This window comes from Bacillus sp. FSL W8-1141, assembly GCF_038593205.1.
Classification (GTDB): Bacteria; Bacillota; Bacilli; order Bacillales; family Bacillaceae; genus Bacillus; species Bacillus altitudinis.
Genome location: NZ_CP151973.1, coordinates 2,278,034 through 2,301,005, shown reverse-complemented (window position 1 = coordinate 2,301,005; position 22,972 = coordinate 2,278,034). Strand labels below are relative to the sequence as shown.

Sequence of the window (22,972 nt, the reverse complement as noted above, 5' to 3'; positions counted from 1 at the left end):
AAGGTGGTGAGTACAATCGAGTTAAATAAACGGCAAGAGCAGATTTTACAGATTGTCAAAGAGAATGGTCCGATCACTGGAGAGCATATCGCCGATCGGCTGAACTTAACAAGGGCTACCCTCAGACCGGATTTAGCCATTTTAACGATGTCTGGCTTTTTAGAAGCAAGACCAAGGGTCGGCTACTTTTTTACAGGCAAAACAGGCACGCAGCTTCTGGCAGATAAGCTGAAAAAACTTCAAGTGAAAGATTTTCAGTCCATTCCGGTCGTGATACACGAGAATGTTTCGGTTTATGATGCGATTTGTACGATGTTTTTAGAGGATGTGGGCACATTATTCGTTGTGGACGATCACTCTATTTTAACAGGCGTGTTATCAAGAAAAGACCTCCTTCGAGCAAGTATTGGGAAACAAGAGCTTCCATCTATACCTGTCCATATTATTATGACAAGAATGCCGAACATTACCGTTTGCCGCAAAGAAGATTTTATTATGGATGTGGCCAAGCACTTGATTGAAAAGCAAATAGATGCACTTCCTGTTATAAAAGATACGGATAAAGGCTTTGAAGTGGTCGGCAGAATTACGAAAACAAACATGACGAAAATACTTGTTAGCTTATCAGAGAACGAAATTATCTAATTACAGAAGACTGCGAGGGGATGTTATGAGTAATCGCGTAATTTTTGTTGTATCAGATTCAGTAGGAGAAACGGCAGAGCTCGTGGTCAAAGCGGCACTTAGCCAATTTGATGGCGGCTCATCCGACCATTCAAATATTAGAAGAATCCCATATGTAGAGGATGTCGGTACGATTAAAGAAGTGATTTCATTGGCGAAAGCAGATAATGGGATCGTTTGCTTTACTCTTGTTGTGCCAGAAATGCGCCAATTCTTAATAGAAGAAGCAGAAGCGAATGGCGTCGTGTACTATGACATTATCGGTCCACTTATTGATAAAATGGAGACGGCATATGGAAATGAAGCGAAACATGAGCCAGGTCGTGTACGTCAATTAGATGAGGACTATTTTAAAAAGGTAGAAGCCATTGAGTTCGCTGTGAAATATGATGATGGCCGGGACCCAAGAGGTATTCTAAAGGCTGATATTGTGCTGATTGGTGTATCGCGTACGTCTAAGACACCACTTTCTCAGTACTTAGCACATAAACGCTTGAAGGTAGCAAACGTTCCGATTGTTCCTGAAGTTGATCCGCCAGAGGAGTTATTCTCAGTTGATCCAAAAAAATGCATCGGTCTGAAAATTAGTCCAGACAAACTAAATCATATCCGTAAAGAACGTTTAAAATCACTCGGTTTAAATGACCGTGCCATTTATGCGAATATCGAGCGGATTAAAGAGGAACTAGAATATTTCGAAAAAGTGGTTGACCGAATTAACTGTCAAGTTGTGGATGTATCGAATAAAGCAGTTGAGGAGACAGCAAATGTCATTCATCAAATGCTGACCAAAAGAGGTTCCGAATAAACTCAGGATGCTCCTCCTGGGTTTTTCCTATGGTGGGAAACGGGTAAACAAAAACAATGGCATATTTGCTGCATTTGTATTATAATAAAAAATTGTGATAAAATGATTGATTTTAGGTTTAAGTTAAGTCAAGAACGAATAAACTAATATTGGCAGAAGTCAAGTGATTCTGAACATAACTTTTCGACAAAATGAGTTTTACTGTTGATTGCTTTATGGGGGAAAAGTATGGTCTTTTTGCTTCTCTAAAGCAGGAATAAGGTGGAGGGATGGAGAATTAGTCACCTGAATGAACGTAAAAAAGAAAGGACGATTTATGTCGATGCAGATGCTTGTCCTGTAAAAGACGAAATCCTTTCTGTCGCATCTCAATTTCAAGTACCTGTGACTTTCATTGCTTCATATGAGCATTTTCAAACCAAACGATCACCACTTGAAGATTGGCGGTTTGTTGATACGCATAAGGAAGCAGCAGATTTAGTCATTGCGAACTTAGCTGTCAAGCACGATATTGTTGTCACCCAGGATATTGGTCTGGCCTCCTTACTGCTTCCAAGACAAGTCATTGTTCTGTCTGAAAGAGGACGAATGTACACAAACGAAACAATTGATTTTGATTTGGAACGCAGGCATGTTTCCAGTAAACAGCGAAGAAAAGGTGTATACGGAAAAGGTCCCAAAAAGCTTTTAGAAGAGGATAAAAAGCGATTTATTGCCCAACTACAAAAAATCCTGTCGAATCATGAAGGATTTTTGAATTAAAAGGCGAATAATGTACGACGGAGTGTTATTAGGATGAGCAAACGTATACCAGATGAACTTTTGGAGCAAATCCAAAAAAACGCAGACATTGTCGAAGTGATTGGAGAATACGTACAGCTTAGAAAACAAGGTCGGAATTACTTCGGTCTTTGTCCATTCCATGGTGAAAATACTCCTTCATTCTCTGTTTCAGCAGATAAGCAAATCTTCCATTGTTTTGGCTGTGGTGCAGGAGGCAATGTATTTTCGTTCCTCAGACAAATGGAAGGCTACTCATTTATTGAAGCCGTTTCACATGTTGCTGATAAGTACCATATTGATTTGCCGGATCATGTAGCGAATGCGCAGATCAGTTCCTCACAGCAAGAGGATACAGCAGATCATAAAATGATTGAGGCGCATGAGCTTCTTAAGAAATTTTACCACCATTTGCTGGTAAATACAAAGGAAGGTCAAAACGCACTCGATTATTTAAGGTCCAGGGGCTTTACGGATGAAACAATTGCCAAGTTTGAGATCGGGTATGCTCTCGACTCGTGGGATTTTGTGACCAAGTTTTTAGAAAAACGAGGGTTTGATCCTGCGATGATGGAGAAGGCTGGTCTTTTGATTCAACGAGAAAACGGCACAGGTTTTTTTGACCGCTTTAGAGATCGTGTCATGTTTCCAATTCATGATCATCACGGGACGGTCGTCGCTTTTTCTGGAAGATCACTTGGTGATCAGCAGCCAAAGTATATGAATAGTCCTGAAACACCACTTTTTCATAAAAGTAAGCTGCTTTATCACTTTCATGACGCGCGTATGCATATTAGAAAACGCGAACGTGCAGTCCTTTTCGAAGGATTTGCTGACGTCATCTCGGCTGTCACAAGTGGTGTTGGCGAAAGTGTTGCAACAATGGGTACGTCTTTAACAGAAGAGCACGTAAAGCTTCTTAGGCGGAACGTTGAAGAGATCATTTTATGTTATGACTCTGACACGGCCGGGTATGAAGCGACCATGAAAGCATCAGATTTGCTTGGAAAAAGAGGATGTAAAGTTCGCGTTGCCATGATACCAGATGGACTTGATCCAGATGATTACATTCGTAAATATGGCGGCGAGAAATTTAGGAATGACATCATAGATGCAAGTGTGACATTAATGACATTTAAGATGAACTTTTTCCGAAGAGGAAAGAATTTGTCTGACGAAGGAGACCGCCTGACATACATGAAGCAGGTTCTCCGAGAAATTAGCCGATTAAACGGTTCCTTGGAACAAGAGATTTACATGAAGCAGCTGGCTGGGGAGTTCTCCATTTCACTTGACTCATTAAAGGAGCAATTGGAGCTTTTTGAAAAGCAGCAGCGACAAGAGGCCAAGAGCTCGCAAGAAGAAAATGGACTTGAAAAGCGGCGTGCACATCTGTCAACACAGGTAAGACGAAAACGTCTAAGGCCGGCATATGAAAACGCAGAGCGAATGCTCCTTGCACATATGTTGAAAAATGATGACGTGATCCGAAAAGTGCTTGATAGGATAGGGTTTGAATTTAATATAGATTCGCACAGAGCGCTGGCAACATACATTTATGCATTGTATGAAGAAGGCAAGGAGCCGACCCCGCAGCATCTGATGAACCGTATAGAAGATGATGTGATTAATCAGCTCCTGACGGATATATTCATGATTCAAGTTGGAGACGAACTAAGTGAAGCTGAATTAAGTGATTATGTAAAAAAAGTGTTGAATCATCGGAATTTGTCAATGATAAAGGAAAAAGAACTAGAACGTGCAGAGGCGGAGAGGCAAAAAGATTTCTTCAAAGCGGCAACACTTGCAAAAGAAATTATTCAGTTGAACCGTTCGCTGAAGTAATACGTCTACTATTTATGACAAGACTTACGGCTGGCAATGAATCCTTTAATGGGAGGAGCATAAGACCGCAAGCATCTTGCCTTCATCATTATTTATTTTTATTCCTATTTGCTCATTCTGTTTGATAGAGAGAGAAAGGCAGAGCAGAAGCAAATCGCAAGTTACTTTAGAATTCGTTGCAAGCTTTGGAAGGAGGGATCCATAATGGCTGATAAACAAGCCCACGAAACTGAAACTGAATTAACCTTTGAACAGGTGAGAGATAAGCTCACTGAAACGGGTAAAAAACGGGGCGTTTTAACATACGAAGAAATTGCAGAGCGTATGTCTAGCTTTGAAATTGAATCAGACCAGATGGATGAATACTATGAATACTTAGGCGAACAGGGTGTAGAACTCATCAGTGAAAATGAAGAGACTGAAGACCCAAATGTTCAGCAGCTGGCTAAGGCAGAAGAGGAATTTGACCTGAATGATTTAAGCGTACCACCAGGTGTCAAAATTAATGATCCTGTTCGTATGTACTTAAAAGAGATCGGGCGCGTCAATTTGCTATCTGCTAAAGAAGAGATTACGTATGCTCAAAAGATTGAAGAAGGCGATGAGGAATCAAAAAGAAGATTAGCGGAAGCTAACCTTCGTCTCGTTGTCAGCATTGCGAAACGTTATGTTGGTCGTGGTATGCTGTTCCTTGACTTGATTCAAGAAGGAAACATGGGGCTCATGAAGGCGGTTGAGAAGTTTGATTACCGCAAAGGATACAAATTCTCAACGTATGCGACTTGGTGGATTAGACAGGCGATCACACGTGCGATTGCCGATCAGGCGAGAACAATCCGGATCCCGGTTCATATGGTGGAAACCATTAATAAATTAATCCGTGTTCAAAGACAGCTTCTACAAGATCTAGGTAGAGAACCAACGCCAGAGGAAATTGCGGAAGACATGGATTTAACACCAGAGAAAGTAAGAGAAATTCTTAAAATTGCGCAAGAGCCAGTATCTTTAGAAACACCTATTGGTGAGGAAGATGACTCGCATCTTGGTGATTTTATCGAAGACCAAGAGGCGACTTCTCCATCAGACCATGCTGCCTATGAGCTCTTAAAAGAGCAGCTTGAAGATGTATTAGATACGCTAACGGACCGTGAAGAAAATGTGCTGAGACTGCGTTTCGGACTAGATGACGGAAGAACACGCACATTAGAAGAGGTAGGAAAGGTGTTTGGCGTAACAAGAGAGCGTATTCGCCAAATTGAAGCGAAAGCTCTTCGCAAATTAAGACACCCAAGCAGAAGTAAACGATTAAAAGACTTCTTAGAATAGAAACCGGACGGATCTTGAGAGAGATCCGTTCTTTCTTCATCAAAATGAAAACGCTTTTTTGATCTGATTATATTTTACTGAATAACAAATGAATTTGCAACGTTCTTAGAGAAAAGATGTATAAAAAATACATCTAAATGTGCTGAAGGCTTCTTTTCTCATTTTGAATCATTTTTGTCTAATCTGTGAACTTGACCAAAGTTTTGTATCATAATTCGTTTACTTTTTGTAAAATTAAAGTAGAATTAGAATTGTTTGCATAGTCTCAAAGGGGTTTTTCACAAAGGGGAGGATGAAAGAAATGAAACGGAATCCACTTATACCATTCTTATTGATTGCCATTTTAGGTATTGGACTCACTTTTTTCTTATCAATGAAGGGGCTGAAAGATGAAGACAAAATTGCCTCTGGGGGCAAAGAGCAAAAGCAAGAAGAGACCGCAAATGCAACGCCGGAAGAATTGTATAAGCAGAACTGTATTAGCTGTCATGGGGAAAACTACGAAGGTGGCGCTGGTCCTGCATTAAAAGGTGTTGGCGACAAGCTTGAAGTAGCAGACATCAAGAAGAAAATTCAAGAAGGCGGAAATGGGATGCCGGGCGGGTTAATTCCGAATGAAAAGCTCGATGAAATGTCAGAATGGGTATCCAAAATTAAATAATAAAGCGCAAAAAGCTCTTTTTCATCAGAAGAGCTTTTTTCATTTGAAAACGACTTTTAAAAAGTCCATAATTTATATAAGATAGACAAGTATGAACATTAAAGAAAAGTAGTGATATGGATGAATGAAATGAATTTGTCAAAACGATTAAAAAGAGTCGCAGACTTTTTACCAAAAGAGGCGGTCTTTGCTGATATCGGCTCAGATCATGCCTATTTGCCATGTTATGCGATATTACATCATAAAGCATTGAAAGCCATTGCTGGTGAAATTACTGATGGACCGCTTCAATCTGCGAAGCAGCAAGTACATAGGCTTGAATTAGATGAGCAGATTTCAGTCAGAAAAGGCAATGGCCTTGAAGTGATTGAAAAAGGCGAGGTGAATGCTGTCACAATTGCAGGAATGGGCGGAGCACTCATTGCAAGCATTCTAAATGAAGGTAAACACAAGCTCACAGGGCAGGAGCGGCTTATTCTTCAGCCTAATATTCATGCCCACCATATTCGTTTATGGCTCTATCAAGAGGGGTATGAACTGATGGATGAAGTGATTTTAGAAGAGGATGGCAAAATATACGAAATCATCATTGCCGAAACTGGCGACAAAGATAAAGCCTATGAAGGCATGTCGATTGAAACAGGCATGCTCGTTGGTCCGGTTCTTGCCAAAGAGCAAAATGATGTCTTCCGGCGCAAATGGATGAATGAGCTTCAGCACATGGAGCATATAGAAAGCCAGATTCAACAAGCAGCGCCGACGGAAGAGAACAAAGAACGTCTGAAAGAGCTGAATGCGAAAATAAAAATTCTAAAGGAGGTTTTGACTGTTGGCTAAAACAGTGAACGGGCATGAAATCATCCAATTATTTGAGCAATTTTCACCAAAGGCATATGCGGTGGAAGGTGATAAAATCGGGCTCCAGATTGGAACGCTGAATAAAAAAGTGACCAATGTCATGATCACCTTAGATGTATTAGAAAATGTGGTAGATGAGGCAATTGAGCGGAAGGTGGATCTCATTATTGCCCACCATCCGCCAATTTTCCGTCCATTAAAACATGTGACGACAGATCAGCCGGCAGGACGGATCATTGAGAAATGCATCAAACATGATATTGCGGTGTATGTAGCACATACAAACCTGGATGTGGCTGATGGAGGAGTCAATGACTTGCTTGCAGAGGCTTTAGAGCTCGGGGAAACAAAAGTGCTAGTTCCAACATACGAAGATCCAATTAAGCAGCTAGCCTTGTATGTCCCAGTGGAATTTGAAGAGGCCATCAGGACGGCTTTAGGAAATGCGGGAGCTGGCCATATTGGCAACTACAGTCATTGCGCTTTTTCAAATGAAGGGACAGGCAGTTTTCTGCCATCAGAAGAAGCTGTGCCATTTATTGGTGAGACGGGTAAATTGGAATTTGTGAAAGAAGTACGAATCGAAACCATTTTCCCAGCAAGTATTGAAAAACAAGTGATTCGTGAAATGATCAAAGCACACCCTTATGAAGAAGTGGCTTACAGTGTACACACGACAGATCTTCCTCCTATTCAAAAAGGCCTTGGCCGTATTGGAGAATTAAAAGAACCTATGACACTTAAAGACTTCACTCAATTTGTGAAAACGAAGTTAGATGTGAATGGAGCGCGTTTTGTAGGAGATCAGGAAGCGGTCGTGAAAAAAGTAGCTGTGCTTGGAGGAGACGGAAATAAATATATCCATCAAGCGAAAAGAATGGGGGCAGATGTGTACGTGACTGGCGACCTTTATTTCCATGTCGCTCACGATGCCATGATGCTCGGACTGAATGTAGTGGACCCGGGTCATTACGCAGAAAAGATCATGAAAGAAGGCGTGAAGACAAAACTAGAATCGCTATGTACAGATAAAAAATATGATGTGCAGTTCTTTGTATCAGAATCAAACACAAACCCGTTTCAATTTGTGTAAGCAAAAACGTCAGAGCATAGCAGCTCTGACGTTTTTTTATTTCTTTGTTTTCACGCGAGGTAATATCTTAGAAAGAGGAACCGTCCGTTCAATTTTCCATGTCGATTCATCATCAGGTTCGTAGTTTTCTAAGAAACGAATGACTTCTTTTGTAATAGGTGTTGGTGTGGAAGCACCTGCAGTAACGGCAACTGTTTTTACCCCTTGGAGCCATTCAAGCTTTAACTCACTGAGATCACCAATTCGGTAAGCCTGCGTTCCTGCAATCTCCATTGACACTTGCGCCAGACGATTTGAGTTATTGCTTTTTGGATCGCCGACCACAATGGTCAGATCGGCTTGGCCTGCTTGCTGTGACACAGCTTCCTGACGTACCTGTGTCGCAAGGCAGATCTCTTGATGGTACTCGACGTGAGGATATTTTTCTTTAATGAGCTCCATCAGATCATGAACATCCCACTGAGACATTGTCGTCTGATTGGTGATGAGCAGTTTATCTGACGTTAAATCGAGCGCTTTAATATCAGCTTCTGTTTCGACAAGGTGCACTTTGTCAGGTGCAACACCGACGGCTCCTTCTGGCTCAGGGTGACCCTTTTTCCCGATATAAATAATGTCATATCCATCAGCTGTTTTTTCTGAAATGAGTTCATGTGTTTTCGTGACATCTGGACAGGTCGCATCAATGGCGACAAGGCCTTTTTCTTCTGCAATTTGACGGACTTCAGGAGATACGCCGTGAGCGGTGAAAATCACTGTGCCACTTTCAACCTGTTTTAAAATATCCAGACGGTTTGGTCCGTCCAGTGTGTATATTCCATCTTCTTCGAAGGCATCTGTGACATGTTTGTTGTGCACAATCATACCTAATATATAAATTGGGCGTGGCAAGTTTTTATCAAGTGCGGCATTTTTAGCAATGACCATTGCATCTACAACGCCATAGCAATAGCCACGCGGCGAAATTTTAATTACATTCATTTATTCGTCCTCCTGTAGGGAAGTGCTGCTAGAGAAGAACAATATAAAAAGCCGTGAAAAACGGCTTTTGATCATTCTCTTCCTTCATTATAGCCAAAGTAAGCGCATATATCAAAGATTGTTATACATGGGAAACACTTCGCCTTTAAAAGATCACTAGACATATAGTTTCGGAATGGAACTGCCCGATCTTTTTTTCGGTTTTGCTTCAGGAGCAGCTGATGTGTGTACAGTCCCTTTTTTGACAAGGATGTCCTCTGGTTCTTCTTCTTTTCCTTCTTCTATTTCATCATCAACTGGTTCGTGCGGAACGTCTGTTTCTGCAGTGATTTCTTTTGGTTCTTCGTCTGCATCATTCGTATTTGTTTCATCGTCATCCGCACTGCCAAGCTGGCTATAGAGTTTAATCATGGCAGGCAAATTTCTGACTAAAGGACCGTATTGCTGAATCATAGGCGTGAATTGCTGCGCCATTCCGAGTACTTTTTGAACATTTCCTAACATGCTTGAAAGGTTCGCAGGGTTTGCGAAGCTCTGGATTCCTTGTAATCCCGCACCACCTCCAGCGCCGGAGATCCCTGCTCCTCCAGCTCCAGGAAGAAATTTTGCCAGCATGCCCTTAATTCCGGCTCCGCCGCCTAGTGCACGGCTTTCGCCTCCAGGAATGCCACCCATCCCGCGTAGACCGCCGCCTTGTACAGACGGAGAGCGAGGCATCATTTGTTGAAATTGGTTGCCTTGCCCTTGAAAAGGCTGTTCGATCGGAGCCTGCTGTCTCCGTTGAAAAATCCCGGGCTGTCCGCCATTTCCAAGGTGCCGGCGTGAGGGGCGATGCGGCTGAAAATCGCCCATAGGCCTTTGCCCTAACATACTTGTACCTCCCTTACTGCATTCTCTTTCTCTTCATAGGTTATGCAGGGAAGTATCATTTGGTTTCCTGTGAGAAAAGCGGACATGGTTTTTTTGCGGAAAATCAGCTATAATGAGGAGATGAGCAAAAAGGCATTGCCTTAAGGAGTGAAAACATGAAAGAAACGAAATTTACGACATATGAATTAAAGTCTTTTATTATAGATGCTATTCATGAACTGGGCTTTTATGAGCCGACTGATATTCAAAAAAGAATCATACCTGCTGTTTTAAAAGGTGAAAGCGTGATTGGACAGTCTCAAACAGGGACAGGGAAAACCCATGCGTATTTATTGCCGCTTATTCATTCAATTGATCCAAGCAAAGAGCAAGTACAAGTGGTCATTACTGCACCAACACGAGAATTAGCGAATCAAATTTTTAAAGAAGCACAAACGATCTTAAAAAATACGCCTCCAGAAGAAGAAATCAAGGCAAAGCTTTACATTGGCGGAACGGACAAGCAGAAATCCATTCAAAAGCTAAAGAATCAGCCGCACTTAGTGGTCGGCACTCCTGGACGTATTGCTGATCTTATTCATGAGCAAGCGCTGAATGTGTACAAAGCGACATCTCTTGTCATTGATGAAGCAGACCTTATGCTGGATATGGGCTTTTTAGAAGATGTGGATCGTATTGGTTCACAAATGCCAGAACAGTTGCAAATGCTTGTGTTCTCAGCAACTATTCCAGAAAAATTAAAACCTTTCCTCAAAAAATATATGGATAATCCGAAATATGCACATGTTGAACCGAAACGCATTACGGCTGAAAACATTCAGCATATTTTAGTTCCATCTAAACAGCGTGATAAATTAAAATTACTTCATGAAATGGTGACGAATGTACAGCCTTATTTAGGGATCATCTTTGCCAACACGAAATCAACTGTTGATGAAATTGCCTCATTCCTACAGGAAAAAGGAATGAAAATTGGGGTACTTCATGGTGGTTTAACGCCTCGTGAACGTAAAAAAGTGATGAAACAAATTGAAGATTTGGAGTTCACCTATATTGTGGCATCTGATCTTGCTGCCCGTGGGATTGATATTAAGGGCGTCAGCCACGTGATTAACTATGAGCTCCCATCCGATCTTGATTTTTATGTTCATCGTGTGGGAAGAACGGCTCGCGCTGGTTCATCTGGCATTGCAATGACCATTTATGATCTCGCTGATGAGGATGCACTCGTTCAAATTGAAAAAATGGGTGTTGTGTTTGAAAACAAAACAATTGTTCATGGAGAATGGCGAGATGCAGATGATCGTTTGAAGCGTCAAAGACGTAAAAAAGCACCAAATGAAATTGAAGAAAAAGCAAAACGCCTTGTCAGAAAACCGAAAGCCGTCAAACCTGGATATAAAAAGAAAATGACACGTGAGATGGATAAGATCAAAAGACAAGAACGTAGAAAGTCAAAGCGTAACGGAAAGTAGGGGGACACATTGTTGAAGATTGGATCACATGTATCCATGAGCGGAAAACATATGCTACTTGCAGCGAGTGAGGAAGCTGCCTCTTATGGTTCAAATACTTTTATGATTTATACAGGTGCACCACAAAATACGCGCCGTAAAAAAATTGAAGATCTCAATATTGAAGCTGGACAAGCGCATATGAAAGAGCATGGTATGACAGATATCGTCGTTCATGCACCGTATATTATCAATATTGGGAACACAGTGAATCCAGCGACATTTGAGCTTGGAGTGGACTTCCTTCGCTCTGAGATAGAGCGTACAGAAGCGCTAGGTGCAAGACAAATTGTTCTTCATCCGGGTGCGCATGTTGGAGCAGGTGCAGATGCTGGAATTCAAAAAATCATTGAAGGTCTCAATGAAGTCATTGTGAAGGGGCAGGAGGTTCAAATTGCGCTGGAAACAATGGCGGGAAAAGGATCAGAGTGCGGAAGAAGCTTTGAAGAGCTTGCCCAAATTATTGACGGTGTGACACATAACGAAGCACTTTCTGTTTGCTTTGATACGTGTCACACGCACGATGCAGGTTATCCCATTGTGAGTGATTTTGATGGAGTTTTAGAAGAATTTGATCGAATTGTCGGGATCGACCGAATCAAAGTTCTTCATATTAATGATAGTAAAAATGTACAAGGCGCAAGAAAAGACCGACATGAAAATATCGGTTTTGGAGAAATTGGTTTTGATGCCCTGAGCTATATCGTTCATCATCCACAGCTTCAAGATGTGCCGAAGATTCTAGAAACGCCTTATGTAGGTGAAGATAAAAAGAACAAGAAACCACCTTATAAATTCGAAATTGCGATGCTGAAAGAAAAGCAATTTGATGAAGGTTTACTAGATAAGATTACGGGTCAATAAAAAGTGCATGCAATGTGATGAGGTGCCGCTAAATGCGGCCCTTTTTTGCCTAATTTGTGAATTGATTAAACAGATCATTGACGGTCTGTGCTGTCTGTTTAGACGTAATCGCTTCCACTTGCTTAAGCAGCCGGTTGCGCTCTGCATCATTAAAAATATTGACGTTTTTCCCATTCATGAGTTTGGCGACCTCTGCAGCCTGATTGGATGTTAAGCTGACCCCATACTGTTTTGCATACCTTAACAAGTCATTTGCTGTGATCTGATTCAGACGCTGCAACACAATTTTTTGAATTAAAATCAATTCCATTCCTCCCCTCTGTATCAATGTATGGGCGAAAACGGAAAATGTGCAAAAAATTTTATTTTACTCTGTGAAATGATAAAATAGTAAAGTGAATAAAATGTTCATTGAAAACTAAACATGTGTAGAAGGGAGAACGTATGGCAAATAGTAAACAGCATAAAAAGGAATCAGTGCCTCATTTTATTTTGAGAATTTTTCTGATTCTAGTAGGAGCTGCATGTGCAGCAGTCAGCATTGAATTATTTTTAGTGCCAAACAATATTATTGATGGAGGCATCATCGGTATTTCGCTTATTTTGGATTATCTTTTTACGGATAACCCATTCATTAATTTCGCGACGATTGTTGTCATTTTAAATATTCCATTTATGATATCAGGATACAAACATATTGGGAAAACCTTTTTGGTTTCCACTGTGATTGGGATTGTCAGCTTGGCCGTGATTGAATCTTCACTTCATCATGTAGAAGCATTTACGACGCAGCCGATTTTAGCTACTGTATTTGGAGGGCTGTTACTCGGGTTTGGCGTTGGGCTTGTGATACGGAATGGAGGCTCAATGGACGGAACGGAAATCTTAGGAATTCTTCTGACGAAAAAAATTCCTTTCTCCGTCGGTGAGTTTGTCATGATCGTCAATGTGTTCATTTTTATTTGGGCGGGCTTTGTCTTCGGACCGGAGCAAGCTATGTATTCTGTCATGACATATTATTTGGCAATGAAAACAATTGATGCTGTTATTCAAGGGCTTGATGAAACAAAAGCGGTCATTATCGTTTCGGATTATTATGATGAAATTTCAGATGCGATCCTTCATCGTCTCGGCAGGGGAACCACCAAGCTTAGAGGAAAAGGCGGTTATACCGATGAAGAAAAAGATGTCATTTACGCCGTCGTGACAAGACTTGAAATTACGAAGCTGAAATCTATCGTGTTTGAAATTGATGGTCAAGCCTTTATTACGATTATGGATACGCATGAAACAAAAGGCGGTAAATTCAAAACAGCCATTCATTAGCTTTTATTTTACTTTTTTATCTTTCTTTTATATAATGAAATGTATGTATGGACAAAGAAAATGGCTTTTGCCATTTTCTTTTTGTTGTATAAATCGTAATCATTCTTTTTATATTGGATTAAAGGTGGAAGATTTATGGCAAAGCCAATTATTGAAATGAAGGACATTTCGTATTCATATGGACAGCGAAATGTCATCGATCACATTCATTTAACAGTAGAGGAAGGAAACTTTCTAGCACTTGTTGGACCGAATGGATCTGGTAAAACAACCTTATTAAAATGCCTGCTTGGCTTGATTAAACCCCAGCAGGGAGAATTGAAGCTCTTTGGCACACCTGCTCAAAAATTTAAAGACTGGGATCAAATTGGATTTGTTTCTCAAAAGGCGAATAGCTTTAATACAGGTTTTCCTGCTTCTGTATACGAGGTCGTGGCAAGTGGTTTAACTGCGAAGATTGGTTTATTCAAACGCATGAGTAAGCAGGATAAGCTTCAAGTAGATGAGGCGATCCGCTCAGTTGGCATACAAGACTTAAAACATCAAAACATTGGTGAGCTTTCAGGCGGTCAGCAGCAGCGTACATTTATTGCCCGTGCACTCGTCAGTCAGCCGAAGCTGCTTATTTTAGATGAACCGACTGTAGGTGTAGACCAAAGAACAGTAGAGGGCTTTTATCAGCTGTTAGAAACATTGAACAAAGAAAAAGGAATGTCTTTAATTCTCGTTACACATGATGTAGGAACCGTTTCTGACAAAGTCACGCATGTGGCTTGTTTAAATCAGACACTTCATTTTCATGGAGATGCGGAAACGTTTGATTCGATGGATGATCAGGCGCTTTCTCAGTTTTACGGACATGACATTCAAGTGATTCATCACGATCATCACCATCATGGGGGACATGAATAATGCTATTTCCATTTTTTCATTATGAATTTTTACAAAATGCGTTTATCGCAGGTATGCTGATCGGCTTTATTGCGCCCTTACTTGGTGTATTTATTGTCGTGAGAAGGCTCTCTCTCATCGCAGATGCACTTAGTCATGTGTCACTTGCTGGGATAGCGGCGAGTTTATTCCTTGATAAAAAGTTTGGACTTTTGACAGGGGTTAGCCCGCTTTACTTAGGAATGGCTTTTTCTGTGGCTGGCTCATTGTTTATCGAACGTCTGCGCTCTGTGTATAAACATTATCAGGAGCTGGCGATTCCCATTATTTTATCAGGTGGTATTGGGATCTCTGTTATTTTCATTTCACTTGCAAATGGTTTTAATACAGATTTGTTCAGTTATTTGTTCGGAAGTGTCAGTGCGGTTTCAAGACTCGATCTTTGGATTATTGTTGGGATCTCACTTGTCGTTGTATTAGTCGTTGTGCTCTTGTATAAAGAATTGTTTTTGCTTTCTTTTGATGAAGAACATGCGAAGGCTTCTGGTATTTCAGCGAAGTGGATTCATTTTATTTTTATTTTAGTTGTTGCACTTGTCATCGCAGCATCGATGCGTATTGTCGGTACACTCCTAGTGTCCGCACTCATGACACTGCCTGTTGCGGCAAGTATTCGGATTGCCAAAGGATTTAAACAGGCGATTTTCCTTTCCATCTTATTTGGGGAATTGTCTGTTATGGTCGGCTTGATTTTAAGTTATTATCTTGATTTAGCGCCGGGTGGAACCATTGTGATGCTGTCTATTTTGATTTTAATCGGGTGTATTAGTATTGGGAAATTCAGAAGGGGGAATCATCATGAACGTACAAGAAGCGCTTGATTTATTAAAGGAAAAAGGCTATAAATATACAAGCAAACGTGAAGATATGCTTCAATTGTTTTCTGATTCTGATAAATACTTGACCGCTAAAAATGTATTAACAGCATTAAGTGAAGATTACCCAGGGCTTAGTTTTGATACGATTTATCGAAACCTGTCTTTATATGAAGATCTTGGGATATTAGAGACAACGGAATTATCAGGGGAGAAACTGTTCCGTTTTAAATGTTCGTTTTCCCATCATCATCACCACTTTATTTGTTTGACATGTGGTAAAACAAAGGAAATCGACGCTTGCCCTATGGACAAGCTTGATGCTGATCTAGAGGATTATCACATTAGCGGACATAAATTTGAAATTTACGGAACGTGTCCTTCTTGCGAACCGAAAGAAGTTCATTCGTGAAAGAAGCCAGCCGATGGGCTGGCTTTTTGTTTTGTGATCTTGAAAACGTTTTACAAAGGATAGCTGTTTCATTAAAATGAGAACAATAGATCATCTATTGAAACATAAATGAGTCTTTTGAAATAGGGGAGTGGTCAAAGGTGGCGTATTATGTTGTTTTCGATGTAGGCGGAACAAAAACAAAGCATGGGGTCATGGATCGAAATGGTGAGCTGATCACGAGCGGCGACTACGAAACAAACTGCCGACAACTTGAGCCGTTTTTAGAGGACATGGAGAACGTGGTGAAAGAGTATCAAAGGACTTGGGATATCAAAGGGATTGCGATGAGTCTTCCGGGTTTTGTTGACAGTCAAACGGGTTATACGGAATTTGCAGGAGCGATTATTGCTTTAAATGGCCAAAATGTCAAAACGCTTTTGGAAGAAAAAACATCACTTCGTGTAGAAGTAGAAAATGATGCGAACTGTGCAGCTCTGGCTGAAAAATTTAGTGGTCATGCGAAAGAGTGTGACAGCTTTATATGTATGACGCTTGGTACTGGTGTCGGCGGTGGTATTTTTGCTGGTGGCGAGCTTGTTCGCGGTGCCTCTTTTCGCGGCGGTGAATTTGGCATGATGCTGACAGAAACAGAAAATGGTCAGTTTACCACACTCAACAGCAGTGCTTCGACAGCTGGATTGATACGAAGTTACAAAGAGCAGCAGGGCATTCCACAAAGTCAGCAAATCGACGGTCAAGAAATCTTTGAAAAAGCCAAGCAAGATCCGGCCATTGAGAAGATGATCGATCAGTGGTACAAGCGAATCGCAATTGGCATTTACAATGTGGCAACAGTTCTCAATCCAGAGAAAATCCTCATTGGCGGAGGCGTGAGTGCAAGGCCCGATTTGATTCCAAACATTGAGAAACATTTACATACTTTGCATGCATGGAAAAACATACAGGTGACACTGGAAACGTGCTATTACTTCAATCAGGCAGGTATGATGGGTGCACTTTATCATTTTTTATTAAAAGAAGGACATCATCGTACAATCAAAAAGTCGATACATTAAACGGATCGGCTTCAGCGTGTAGACAAACCGTCGCATTCTTTGTCAGTCCTGCGTGCTGGTGCTCACGAATGTCAAATTCGCTCCGCGCCAGTACTCGTCCTTCCTAGGGCTGCAAAGGTTTTCTATCACGCTGAAACGAAGACAAAGGGCTAAAATAAATTTCATTTTAGCCCTTTGTCAACAATCTGAAGCCGATACATTAAAAACGTATCGGCTTTTGATCTGTTTTAGTAAGCAGTTTGCAGACGCTTTTCATACTGTTTGATCCATTGGGATGCTTCTTGCCAGTTATTAACGCGAATGATCCGTTCATCAATTGGCATTTGATTATACGGTGAGTTAAACAGAATCACTGGAATATCAGCTTCTTTTGCAATCATTGTGGCATTGCCATGGTGATCTTCAAAAAACACATCGATCTTATGTTTTTGAACAGCTTCCACCTTATGATGTCCGCCAACAAGCTCGATATCGTCGTAATGGACATGATTCTCCTCAAACCATTTGTAGGTGATGTCTGAGTGATGCTGCCTTCTGGCTGTGATATAAATCAATTGATGATGATGTTTCATTTGATTGAGGATTTCTTTTGCACCCTCGGCAGGCTTTGCCTGTTTATAAATAAGAGGCTCATACTCATTCATCCAGCCCCAAAATTCTTCATTTGAAATCTTTAAAAGCTTCGTCAAATCATATTCCGTCATATCATCTAGTGTGATGTCACATTGAAACGACTCATTTAAGTAGGGGACAAAGGTGTCCTGCGCCGTGACTGTGCCATCGATATCAATTCCTAAACGTAACATGCCCACACTCCTCATATTTATCCTCTTAAAGTGTAACATAATCAATTCACAATTCCAGCAAGTTTTAGCAAACATGAAACAGACATTTTTGCTCATACTAAAAAAGCTCCTTTCTATTAACCAAAAGGGGGAATTGATCATGGAAAGAGACGAAGATTTCAGAAGAAATGATCGTGAAATCGACACACACTTTAGTAATGATGATGGCTATTTAGAGGAAACAGCTGCTGAAATAGCAGAGCCATATCAAGCATCAAGAGATCGTGAAGACAGAAGAGAACGTGACCATGTAGGTGACGATTCAGGCAGTAAGGGGATAGGCTATACAGCACTCGCGATTGCGATTATCTCATTATTTGTCTTGCCGGTGCTATTAGGCGTAGCGGCAATCGTCGTTGGTTATATTGCAAGAAGAAAAGGAGCACATGCGCTTGGCGCGTGGTCAATCGGGATCGGAATCGTTTCCGTCATCCTCGGCATCTTTATCACCCCGTTCTTTTAACAGGACAGGAACAGAAAAACGCCTGACAGTGATGTCAGGCGTTCTTTGTTATGCGTTCGCTTGTTTTGCTTTTTCAGCTTCCATTTTTGCATAATGTTCTTCAGCGATTTTATCGATTTCTTTTTTCAGTTCTTCGACCATTGTTTCTTCTGGCACTTTCCGAACGATTTCACCTTTGCGGAATAAGAGGCCTTCACCTCTAGCGCCAGCGATGCCGATATCAGCTTCACGCGCTTCACCTGGACCGTTTACAGCACATCCGAGAACAGCTACTTTGATCGGTGCTTTAATTTTAGAAATATATTCTTCGACTTCATTTGCAATGCTAATGAGGTCAATTTCAATTCGTCCACAAGTTGGACATGAGATGAGTGTTGCTGCATTTGATGCAAGGCCAAATGATTTTAATAATTCACGTGCCACTTTGACCTCTTCGACCGGGTCAGCACTTAATGAAATACGGAGTGTGTTACCAATCCCCATATTCAAGATTGCGCCAAGACCAGCTGCACTTTTGACCGTACCTGCAAATAACGTACCTGATTCTGTAATCCCAAGATGAAGAGGATAATCAAAGGCTTTTGCTGCTTTTTCGTATGCCTCAATCGCAAGGTTTACATCAGATGCTTTCATACTGACAATGATGTCATGAAAGTCTAGGTCTTCTAAAATTTTAATGTGATGCAGTGCACTTTCAACCATACCATCTGCTGTTGGATAGCCGTATTTATCAAGAATCTTTTTCTCGAGCGAACCGGCGTTTACCCCAATACGAATTGGAATGCCTTTTTCTTTTGCAGCTTTCACAACAGCTTCGACTTTTTCTCGTCTTCCGATGTTTCCTGGGTTGATACGAATTTTGTCTGCACCTGCTTCAATCGCTTTCAGTGCAAGCTTGTAGTCAAAATGAATGTCGACAACAAGGGGGATGTTGATTTGTTTTTTTATGTCCGCAATCGCATTTGCTGCACGCTCATCTGGGCATGCGACACGCACGATTTGACAGCCAGCTTCTTCTAAACGTTTAATTTCAGCTACTGTCGCTTCGACATCATGTGTTTTGGTTGTCGCCATACTTTGAATGACGACTTCATTGTTTCCACCTATAGTTAAAGGTCCCACTTTGACGGGACGCGTTTTTGTACGATGTGTGACTTCACTCACTTGTCAATCGCTCCTTAGTGTACATGCAATTCGTTTGCAGTGTACGACGTGTTTTACATCTCATATTGTAACAGTCTCTTTGTATGAATGACAAGGAATTAACGTTTTATCTCTTATAGACCGGAAACTTGTATGTGCTGCCTGCCCGAATTTCGTTCGCTTTGACGCCTTGATTCAGTGCTTCAAAGTCTTCGATCACTTCATCTAATGGCTTACTTGTATGCACGATAGAGACGACGGTTTGTCCTTGTTTAACAGTGACAGTTTTATATGCCTGTTTTTCAGCTGTTTGAAAGGCGCTGGCGGGAACAGCAGGGCCTTCCTGAACGGGGATCGTTCCATTTTTTAAATCAAAAAAGATAATAAAGAGGACAAACAAACTGACTAGTAAAAAAATAATTCGCCGCATTTTACTCACCGCTTTTAAGAGTTTACTTCAGATTATGCATGTCCCTGAGTTGATAGAACAAAAAAGAGTGGAAAAGCTAGGAAGGGTGGTTCTAGTGAGTCCTAGTATGACTTGTAAGTGAAAAAAGTTTGGAAAAAGCAATCTTAAGCCCTTTCTTTATTATGATAAAATCAAAACAGGGGGAGAGTATATGAAGAAAATCAGTCAGCATATATATGTAAGAACACTAACAGAAAGTGATGCAGAAGCACTATTAACACTTGAACGAGAAAACCGCACTTATTTTCAGCAATTTACTCCTTTGGTTCAGGATGATTTTTTTACTGTACCTCGTCAAAAGGAACGGATTAACCGCAGTATGCAAAGGCGTGCAAAAGATGAAGCCTATATGCACGGTATTTTCTTAAATGAAACAGATGCATTAATTGGAACGATCTCACTCAATTCTGTTGAAAGAGGACCGATTCAAGGGGCTTTGCTTGGATATGTACTTGATGAAAAGCAAGGTGGGAAGGGGTATATGACAGAGGCGATTCGTTTGATTATCGATTATGCCTTTTATGAACTGTACCTTCACCGTATTGAGGCTGGCGTAAAACCATCTAACATTGGTTCCATTCGTGTGCTTGAGAAGACAGGGTTTGAAAATGAGGGACTTCATCGTAAAAAAGTAAAGATCAATGATAAGTGGGAGGATCACTATTTGTTTGCGATCATCCATCCAGATGAGTCATAGGGTCAAAACAAATAAAAAAGCTCCCCAAAATGAGGGAGCTTACAGAGTGTAGACAAACCCTCGCATTCTTTGTCAGTCTTGCGCGCTGGTACTCACGAATGACAAATTCGCTCCGCGCAAGTAGCTGTCCTTCCTAGACTGCAAAGGTTTTCTATCACGCTGAAAAGAAGACAAAGGGCTAAAATCAACAACATTTTAGCCCTTTGTCAACAATCTGAAAGCTCCTCAAAATGAGAGAGCTTATTTTTTTGCAGGTATTTCTTTAACGACAAGATATAAGAAAATAAAGTTAATCACCCAATTTAATAAAAATGAGTTCGCAACCGGCGTGTTTAATGCACTCATGATGGCGAAAAAGACGGTTGTTAATGTGAGTGAATAGGCAGAGAGCTTCCAAAGCATTTGAAAGGACAGCTCTTTTTGCTGCATTCGTTTAATAAATGTGCCAAGCATGGCTAGGAATGTTGCGCTGATGAACATGAGAGCAGCAGTAGATAGGTACAGCAGGACACAAATGACAGGGATAATGATCGCTTGATTCTGGTTTGTGACGCTGGCAAGTTCATCTTTTGTGAGTGTTCCGCCAAGCAGCTGGTATGGAATATCTGTCATTTGTCCGTCAATGGCAATCACTGCTTTTTCTTTCAATAACGCAATGGCTGTTTGTTTTGATTCAAGCTCACTTGATTTTATTTTGTCATTGGGATCAAAGATAATCGTGATGCCATTTTCTTCTTTTTCGATCGGCGTGCTTTGATCCGCTTGAAGCGTTCCTTTTTCAATGGAAAAGTCGGGTAAATCTTTTTTAATCACATGTTGAAATCCTGACATCGCATTTGAAATCTCTTGGCTCATATGATAGCCCTGGGGGACAGCTGCGATGATCGAAAGGATAAAGATGAATAAAATGGCCTTTCCAATCCCAGTAAAACGAGCTCTGGCAATATCTTTTGGTGAATAAATTCCTTTTAACAATAAACTAAATACGTTCAACCGATTCACTTCCTACATTCTTTTCTATTTCTCACATTGTATCAATGTCTATCCATCCAGTACAAGTACGGCCTTCATTACTGGTTAAGATAGAAGGAATGAGGCATAATGTATACAGCATATAAAAAGGAGGCGGCAGCGGATTGGACGTGCTGTATTGGATTTTGATCGGCTGTGCATTTATCATTGCGTTTGTGGGACTTGTCTATCCAATCATTCCTAGTGTGGTTTTTATGGTTCTTGGGTTTATTTTATATGGGCTCTTTTTTAGCTTTGAGAAATTGACGCTCACCTTTTGGCTCATTCAAGCCATGTTTACAGCTGTGTTATTTGCCGCGGATTATGTCTCCAATCTGATTGGGGTGAAACGCTTTGGCGGCAGCCGGGCGGCCATTTGGGGAAGTACCATTGGGCTTTTAGCCGGTCCTTTTGTGATTCCGATTGCTGGAATTATCATTGGTCCATTTATCGGCAGTGTCATCGCAGAGCTGCTCGTTCATCAAAAAGATCTGAAGACAAGTGTGAAAGTTGGGCTTGGCTCATTAATTGGTTTTGTGTCAGGCGTATTTGCAAAAGGGTTGATTCAAGCACTGATGCTGGGAATCTTTTTGTTTTATGTGCTTCGCTAAATGGAAAATCGGTGTTTAACACTCTTTCTGAAGGGTTAAATACAAAATAAACACTGAAATGTTTCAGATCATGAGCAATAACGTTGAAACAAGCCGTTTCTTTTGATACTCTTTGATTAGGGTGAATTGCTTGCTTACTAAGGAAGCATTTCAGTACATACATTTCTAAGGAGGAATTTAACCATGGCTTTTAAACTTCCAGAATTACCATATGCTTACGATGCATTAGAACCACATATTGACAAGGAAACAATGACGATTCACCACACAAAACACCATAACACTTATGTAACAAACTTAAACAAAGCAATCGAAGGTGTATCAGCTCTTGAAGATCAATCAATTGAAGAGCTAGTGGCTAACTTGAACTCTGTGCCTGAAAACATTCGTACAGCTGTACGTAACAATGGCGGAGGACATGCGAACCACTCATTATTCTGGACGCTTCTTTCACCAAACGGTGGCGGCGCACCAACTGGTGAACTTGCAGATGCGATCGAAAAAGAATTAGGCGGATTTGAAAAATTCAAATCTGATTTCGCTGCAGCAGCTGCAGGACGCTTTGGTTCTGGTTGGGCATGGCTTGTTGTGAACAATGGCAAACTTGAAATCACAAGCACACCAAACCAAGATTCTCCTTTAACTGAAGGAAAAACACCAATCCTAGGACTAGACGTTTGGGAGCATGCTTACTACCTAAACTACCAAAACCGTCGTCCTGATTACATTTCAGCATTCTGGAATGTTGTGAACTGGGATGAAGTGGCTCGCCTTTACAGCGAAGCTAAATAAATGATTTGATTTGAAAAGACCTGCTTCTCTCTGAGAGCGGGTCTTTTTATATTTTCCCTCCTTTTTTTACATATCTGCCTTTTGATGAGACAGAC

26 protein-coding genes are annotated in these 22,972 nt (G+C 41.0%); 19 read left to right on the top strand and 7 right to left on the bottom strand.

Annotated features, from left to right (window positions below; translation table 11 throughout):
• The first annotated feature begins 6 nt into the window (after window positions 1–6).
• The 8 genes from NSQ52_RS11760 to NSQ52_RS11725 all read left to right on the top strand — a co-directional run bounded on the left by NSQ52_RS11760 (window position 7) and on the right by NSQ52_RS11725 (window position 8,055).
• Window positions 7–645 carry a helix-turn-helix transcriptional regulator gene (locus tag NSQ52_RS11760; protein ID WP_024423017.1) on the top strand — a complete coding sequence of 213 codons (639 nt, stop codon included), beginning with the start codon at window positions 7–9 and terminating at the stop codon, window positions 643–645.
• A gap of 25 nt (window positions 646–670) precedes the next feature.
• On the top strand, window positions 671–1,492 hold the full coding sequence (locus tag NSQ52_RS11755; protein WP_008342399.1) for a pyruvate, water dikinase regulatory protein: 822 nt from the start codon (window positions 671–673) through the stop codon (window positions 1,490–1,492).
• Between the two features lie 261 nt (window positions 1,493–1,753).
• Window positions 1,754–2,254, top strand: a complete 501-nt coding sequence (locus NSQ52_RS11750) for a YaiI/YqxD family protein (protein ID WP_008342395.1) — start codon at window positions 1,754–1,756, stop codon at window positions 2,252–2,254.
• A 33-nt stretch (window positions 2,255–2,287) separates the two neighbouring features.
• Window positions 2,288–4,117: a DNA primase gene (gene dnaG, locus NSQ52_RS11745; RefSeq protein ID WP_008342393.1), complete on the top strand. Its 1,830-nt coding sequence runs from the start codon at window positions 2,288–2,290 to the stop codon at window positions 4,115–4,117.
• 204 nt (window positions 4,118–4,321) lie between these two features.
• Window positions 4,322–5,443 (top strand): RNA polymerase sigma factor RpoD, encoded by a 1,122-nt coding sequence (gene rpoD, locus NSQ52_RS11740; protein ID WP_008342392.1) that lies wholly within the window; start codon window positions 4,322–4,324, stop codon window positions 5,441–5,443.
• Window positions 5,444–5,744: 301 nt separating this feature from the next.
• Complete coding sequence (gene cccA / locus NSQ52_RS11735; RefSeq protein WP_008342390.1) at window positions 5,745–6,104, top strand: cytochrome c550; 360 nt, start codon at window positions 5,745–5,747, stop codon at window positions 6,102–6,104.
• Window positions 6,105–6,224: 120 nt separating this feature from the next.
• On the top strand, window positions 6,225–6,941 hold the full coding sequence (locus NSQ52_RS11730) for a tRNA (adenine(22)-N(1))-methyltransferase TrmK (protein ID WP_327855306.1): 717 nt from the start codon (window positions 6,225–6,227) through the stop codon (window positions 6,939–6,941).
• Entirely contained in the window at window positions 6,934–8,055 is a 1,122-nt protein-coding gene (locus tag NSQ52_RS11725) for a Nif3-like dinuclear metal center hexameric protein (protein ID WP_327855307.1), read from the top strand. Before NSQ52_RS11730 ends, NSQ52_RS11725 begins: the two co-directional genes overlap by 8 nt.
• 36 nt (window positions 8,056–8,091) lie before the next feature.
• Here the strand turns inward: NSQ52_RS11725 and NSQ52_RS11720 are convergent, their stop codons facing one another.
• Window positions 8,092–9,036: a 4-hydroxy-3-methylbut-2-enyl diphosphate reductase gene (locus tag NSQ52_RS11720; RefSeq protein ID WP_007501283.1), complete on the bottom strand. Its 945-nt coding sequence runs from the start codon at window positions 9,034–9,036 to the stop codon at window positions 8,092–8,094.
• A gap of 156 nt (window positions 9,037–9,192) precedes the next feature.
• A complete protein-coding gene (vrrA, locus tag NSQ52_RS11715; protein ID WP_144679327.1) occupies window positions 9,193–9,906 on the bottom strand; it encodes a VrrA/YqfQ family protein in 714 nt (237 codons plus the stop codon).
• Window positions 9,907–10,061: 155 nt separating this feature from the next.
• On the opposite strand from vrrA, the gene NSQ52_RS11710 reads away from it, so the two are divergent.
• Together NSQ52_RS11710 and NSQ52_RS11705 are read left to right on the top strand one after the other, a co-directional pair.
• Complete coding sequence (locus tag NSQ52_RS11710; RefSeq protein ID WP_024718822.1) at window positions 10,062–11,381, top strand: DEAD/DEAH box helicase; 1,320 nt, start codon at window positions 10,062–10,064, stop codon at window positions 11,379–11,381.
• A gap of 9 nt (window positions 11,382–11,390) precedes the next feature.
• The gene (locus tag NSQ52_RS11705; RefSeq protein ID WP_017358005.1) at window positions 11,391–12,284 is read left to right on the top strand and encodes a deoxyribonuclease IV; all 894 of its coding nucleotides are present in this window, start codon (window positions 11,391–11,393) and stop codon (window positions 12,282–12,284) included.
• A 49-nt stretch (window positions 12,285–12,333) separates the two neighbouring features.
• On the opposite strand, the gene NSQ52_RS11700 is transcribed toward NSQ52_RS11705, so the two are convergent.
• Window positions 12,334–12,588, bottom strand: coding sequence for a DUF2624 domain-containing protein (locus NSQ52_RS11700; protein ID WP_008342377.1), 255 nt, complete (start codon window positions 12,586–12,588; stop codon window positions 12,334–12,336).
• Between the two features lie 140 nt (window positions 12,589–12,728).
• Here NSQ52_RS11700 and NSQ52_RS11695 point away from each other — a divergent pair, with 140 nt between their 5' ends.
• The 5 genes from NSQ52_RS11695 (at window position 12,729) to NSQ52_RS11675 (ending at window position 16,846) form a co-directional block, all read left to right on the top strand.
• A complete protein-coding gene (locus NSQ52_RS11695; RefSeq protein WP_017367617.1) occupies window positions 12,729–13,610 on the top strand; it encodes a YitT family protein in 882 nt (293 codons plus the stop codon).
• A 135-nt stretch (window positions 13,611–13,745) separates the two neighbouring features.
• Complete coding sequence (locus tag NSQ52_RS11690) at window positions 13,746–14,522, top strand: ABC transporter ATP-binding protein (protein ID WP_008342368.1); 777 nt, start codon at window positions 13,746–13,748, stop codon at window positions 14,520–14,522.
• Window positions 14,522–15,382: a metal ABC transporter permease gene (locus NSQ52_RS11685; protein ID WP_007501274.1), complete on the top strand. Its 861-nt coding sequence runs from the start codon at window positions 14,522–14,524 to the stop codon at window positions 15,380–15,382. Before NSQ52_RS11690 ends, NSQ52_RS11685 begins: the two co-directional genes overlap by 1 nt.
• Window positions 15,360–15,788: a Fur family transcriptional regulator gene (locus NSQ52_RS11680; protein ID WP_003217433.1), complete on the top strand. Its 429-nt coding sequence runs from the start codon at window positions 15,360–15,362 to the stop codon at window positions 15,786–15,788. Before NSQ52_RS11685 ends, NSQ52_RS11680 begins: the two co-directional genes overlap by 23 nt.
• Before the next feature lie 140 nt (window positions 15,789–15,928).
• Complete coding sequence (locus NSQ52_RS11675) at window positions 15,929–16,846, top strand: ROK family protein (protein WP_342473352.1); 918 nt, start codon at window positions 15,929–15,931, stop codon at window positions 16,844–16,846.
• Window positions 16,847–17,073: 227 nt separating this feature from the next.
• Here NSQ52_RS11675 and NSQ52_RS11670 read toward each other — a convergent pair whose 3' ends face one another.
• A complete protein-coding gene (locus NSQ52_RS11670) occupies window positions 17,074–17,652 on the bottom strand; it encodes a nucleotidase (RefSeq protein WP_008342361.1) in 579 nt (192 codons plus the stop codon).
• A 139-nt stretch (window positions 17,653–17,791) separates the two neighbouring features.
• On the opposite strand from NSQ52_RS11670, the gene NSQ52_RS11665 reads away from it, so the two are divergent.
• Window positions 17,792–18,154 carry a DUF308 domain-containing protein gene (locus NSQ52_RS11665; protein ID WP_008342359.1) on the top strand — a complete coding sequence of 121 codons (363 nt, stop codon included), beginning with the start codon at window positions 17,792–17,794 and terminating at the stop codon, window positions 18,152–18,154.
• Window positions 18,155–18,202: 48 nt separating this feature from the next.
• Here the strand turns inward: NSQ52_RS11665 and ispG are convergent, their stop codons facing one another.
• Both ispG and NSQ52_RS11655 read right to left on the bottom strand, forming a co-directional pair.
• Window positions 18,203–19,318, bottom strand: a complete 1,116-nt coding sequence (gene ispG, locus NSQ52_RS11660) for a flavodoxin-dependent (E)-4-hydroxy-3-methylbut-2-enyl-diphosphate synthase (protein WP_008342357.1) — start codon at window positions 19,316–19,318, stop codon at window positions 18,203–18,205.
• A 106-nt stretch (window positions 19,319–19,424) separates the two neighbouring features.
• Window positions 19,425–19,727 (bottom strand): hypothetical protein, encoded by a 303-nt coding sequence (locus NSQ52_RS11655; protein WP_007501268.1) that lies wholly within the window; start codon window positions 19,725–19,727, stop codon window positions 19,425–19,427.
• 190 nt (window positions 19,728–19,917) lie between these two features.
• Here NSQ52_RS11655 and NSQ52_RS11650 point away from each other — a divergent pair, with 190 nt between their 5' ends.
• A complete protein-coding gene (locus NSQ52_RS11650) occupies window positions 19,918–20,463 on the top strand; it encodes a GNAT family protein (protein WP_045034379.1) in 546 nt (181 codons plus the stop codon).
• A 240-nt stretch (window positions 20,464–20,703) separates the two neighbouring features.
• On the opposite strand, the gene NSQ52_RS11645 is transcribed toward NSQ52_RS11650, so the two are convergent.
• Window positions 20,704–21,456 carry a DUF1189 domain-containing protein gene (locus tag NSQ52_RS11645; protein WP_212359974.1) on the bottom strand — a complete coding sequence of 251 codons (753 nt, stop codon included), beginning with the start codon at window positions 21,454–21,456 and terminating at the stop codon, window positions 20,704–20,706.
• A gap of 143 nt (window positions 21,457–21,599) precedes the next feature.
• Here NSQ52_RS11645 and NSQ52_RS11640 point away from each other — a divergent pair, with 143 nt between their 5' ends.
• Together NSQ52_RS11640 and sodA are read left to right on the top strand one after the other, a co-directional pair.
• Complete coding sequence (locus NSQ52_RS11640) at window positions 21,600–22,085, top strand: DUF456 domain-containing protein (protein ID WP_007501265.1); 486 nt, start codon at window positions 21,600–21,602, stop codon at window positions 22,083–22,085.
• A gap of 183 nt (window positions 22,086–22,268) precedes the next feature.
• Window positions 22,269–22,877 (top strand): superoxide dismutase SodA, encoded by a 609-nt coding sequence (gene sodA, locus NSQ52_RS11635; protein WP_007501264.1) that lies wholly within the window; start codon window positions 22,269–22,271, stop codon window positions 22,875–22,877.
• Window positions 22,878–22,972: the final 95 nt, after the last annotated feature.

Bases quoted from the DNA above. Each gene is read 5' to 3' on its own strand.
- NSQ52_RS11720 (WP_007501283.1), bottom strand. From the start codon at position 9,036: ATGAATGTAATTAAAATTTCGCCGCGTGGCTATTGCTATGGCGTTGTA.
- NSQ52_RS11670 (WP_008342361.1), bottom strand. From the start codon at position 17,652: ATGTTACGTTTAGGAATTGATATCGATGGCACAGTCACGGCGCAGGAC.
- NSQ52_RS11710 (WP_024718822.1), top strand. From the start codon at position 10,062: ATGAAAGAAACGAAATTTACGACATATGAATTAAAGTCTTTTATTATA.
- rpoD (WP_008342392.1), top strand. From the start codon at position 4,322: ATGGCTGATAAACAAGCCCACGAAACTGAAACTGAATTAACCTTTGAA.
- NSQ52_RS11690 (WP_008342368.1), top strand. From the start codon at position 13,746: ATGGCAAAGCCAATTATTGAAATGAAGGACATTTCGTATTCATATGGA.
- NSQ52_RS11665 (WP_008342359.1), top strand. From the start codon at position 17,792: ATGGAAAGAGACGAAGATTTCAGAAGAAATGATCGTGAAATCGACACA.
- NSQ52_RS11730 (WP_327855306.1), top strand. From the start codon at position 6,225: ATGAATGAAATGAATTTGTCAAAACGATTAAAAAGAGTCGCAGACTTT.
- NSQ52_RS11685 (WP_007501274.1), top strand. From the start codon at position 14,522: ATGCTATTTCCATTTTTTCATTATGAATTTTTACAAAATGCGTTTATC.
- dnaG (WP_008342393.1), top strand. From the start codon at position 2,288: ATGAGCAAACGTATACCAGATGAACTTTTGGAGCAAATCCAAAAAAAC.
- NSQ52_RS11680 (WP_003217433.1), top strand. From the start codon at position 15,360: ATGAACGTACAAGAAGCGCTTGATTTATTAAAGGAAAAAGGCTATAAA.
- vrrA (WP_144679327.1), bottom strand. From the start codon at position 9,906: ATGTTAGGGCAAAGGCCTATGGGCGATTTTCAGCCGCATCGCCCCTCA.
- NSQ52_RS11755 (WP_008342399.1), top strand. From the start codon at position 671: ATGAGTAATCGCGTAATTTTTGTTGTATCAGATTCAGTAGGAGAAACG.
- sodA (WP_007501264.1), top strand. From the start codon at position 22,269: ATGGCTTTTAAACTTCCAGAATTACCATATGCTTACGATGCATTAGAA.
- NSQ52_RS11650 (WP_045034379.1), top strand. From the start codon at position 19,918: ATGAAGAAAATCAGTCAGCATATATATGTAAGAACACTAACAGAAAGT.
- NSQ52_RS11695 (WP_017367617.1), top strand. From the start codon at position 12,729: ATGGCAAATAGTAAACAGCATAAAAAGGAATCAGTGCCTCATTTTATT.
- NSQ52_RS11655 (WP_007501268.1), bottom strand. From the start codon at position 19,727: ATGCGGCGAATTATTTTTTTACTAGTCAGTTTGTTTGTCCTCTTTATT.
- cccA (WP_008342390.1), top strand. From the start codon at position 5,745: ATGAAACGGAATCCACTTATACCATTCTTATTGATTGCCATTTTAGGT.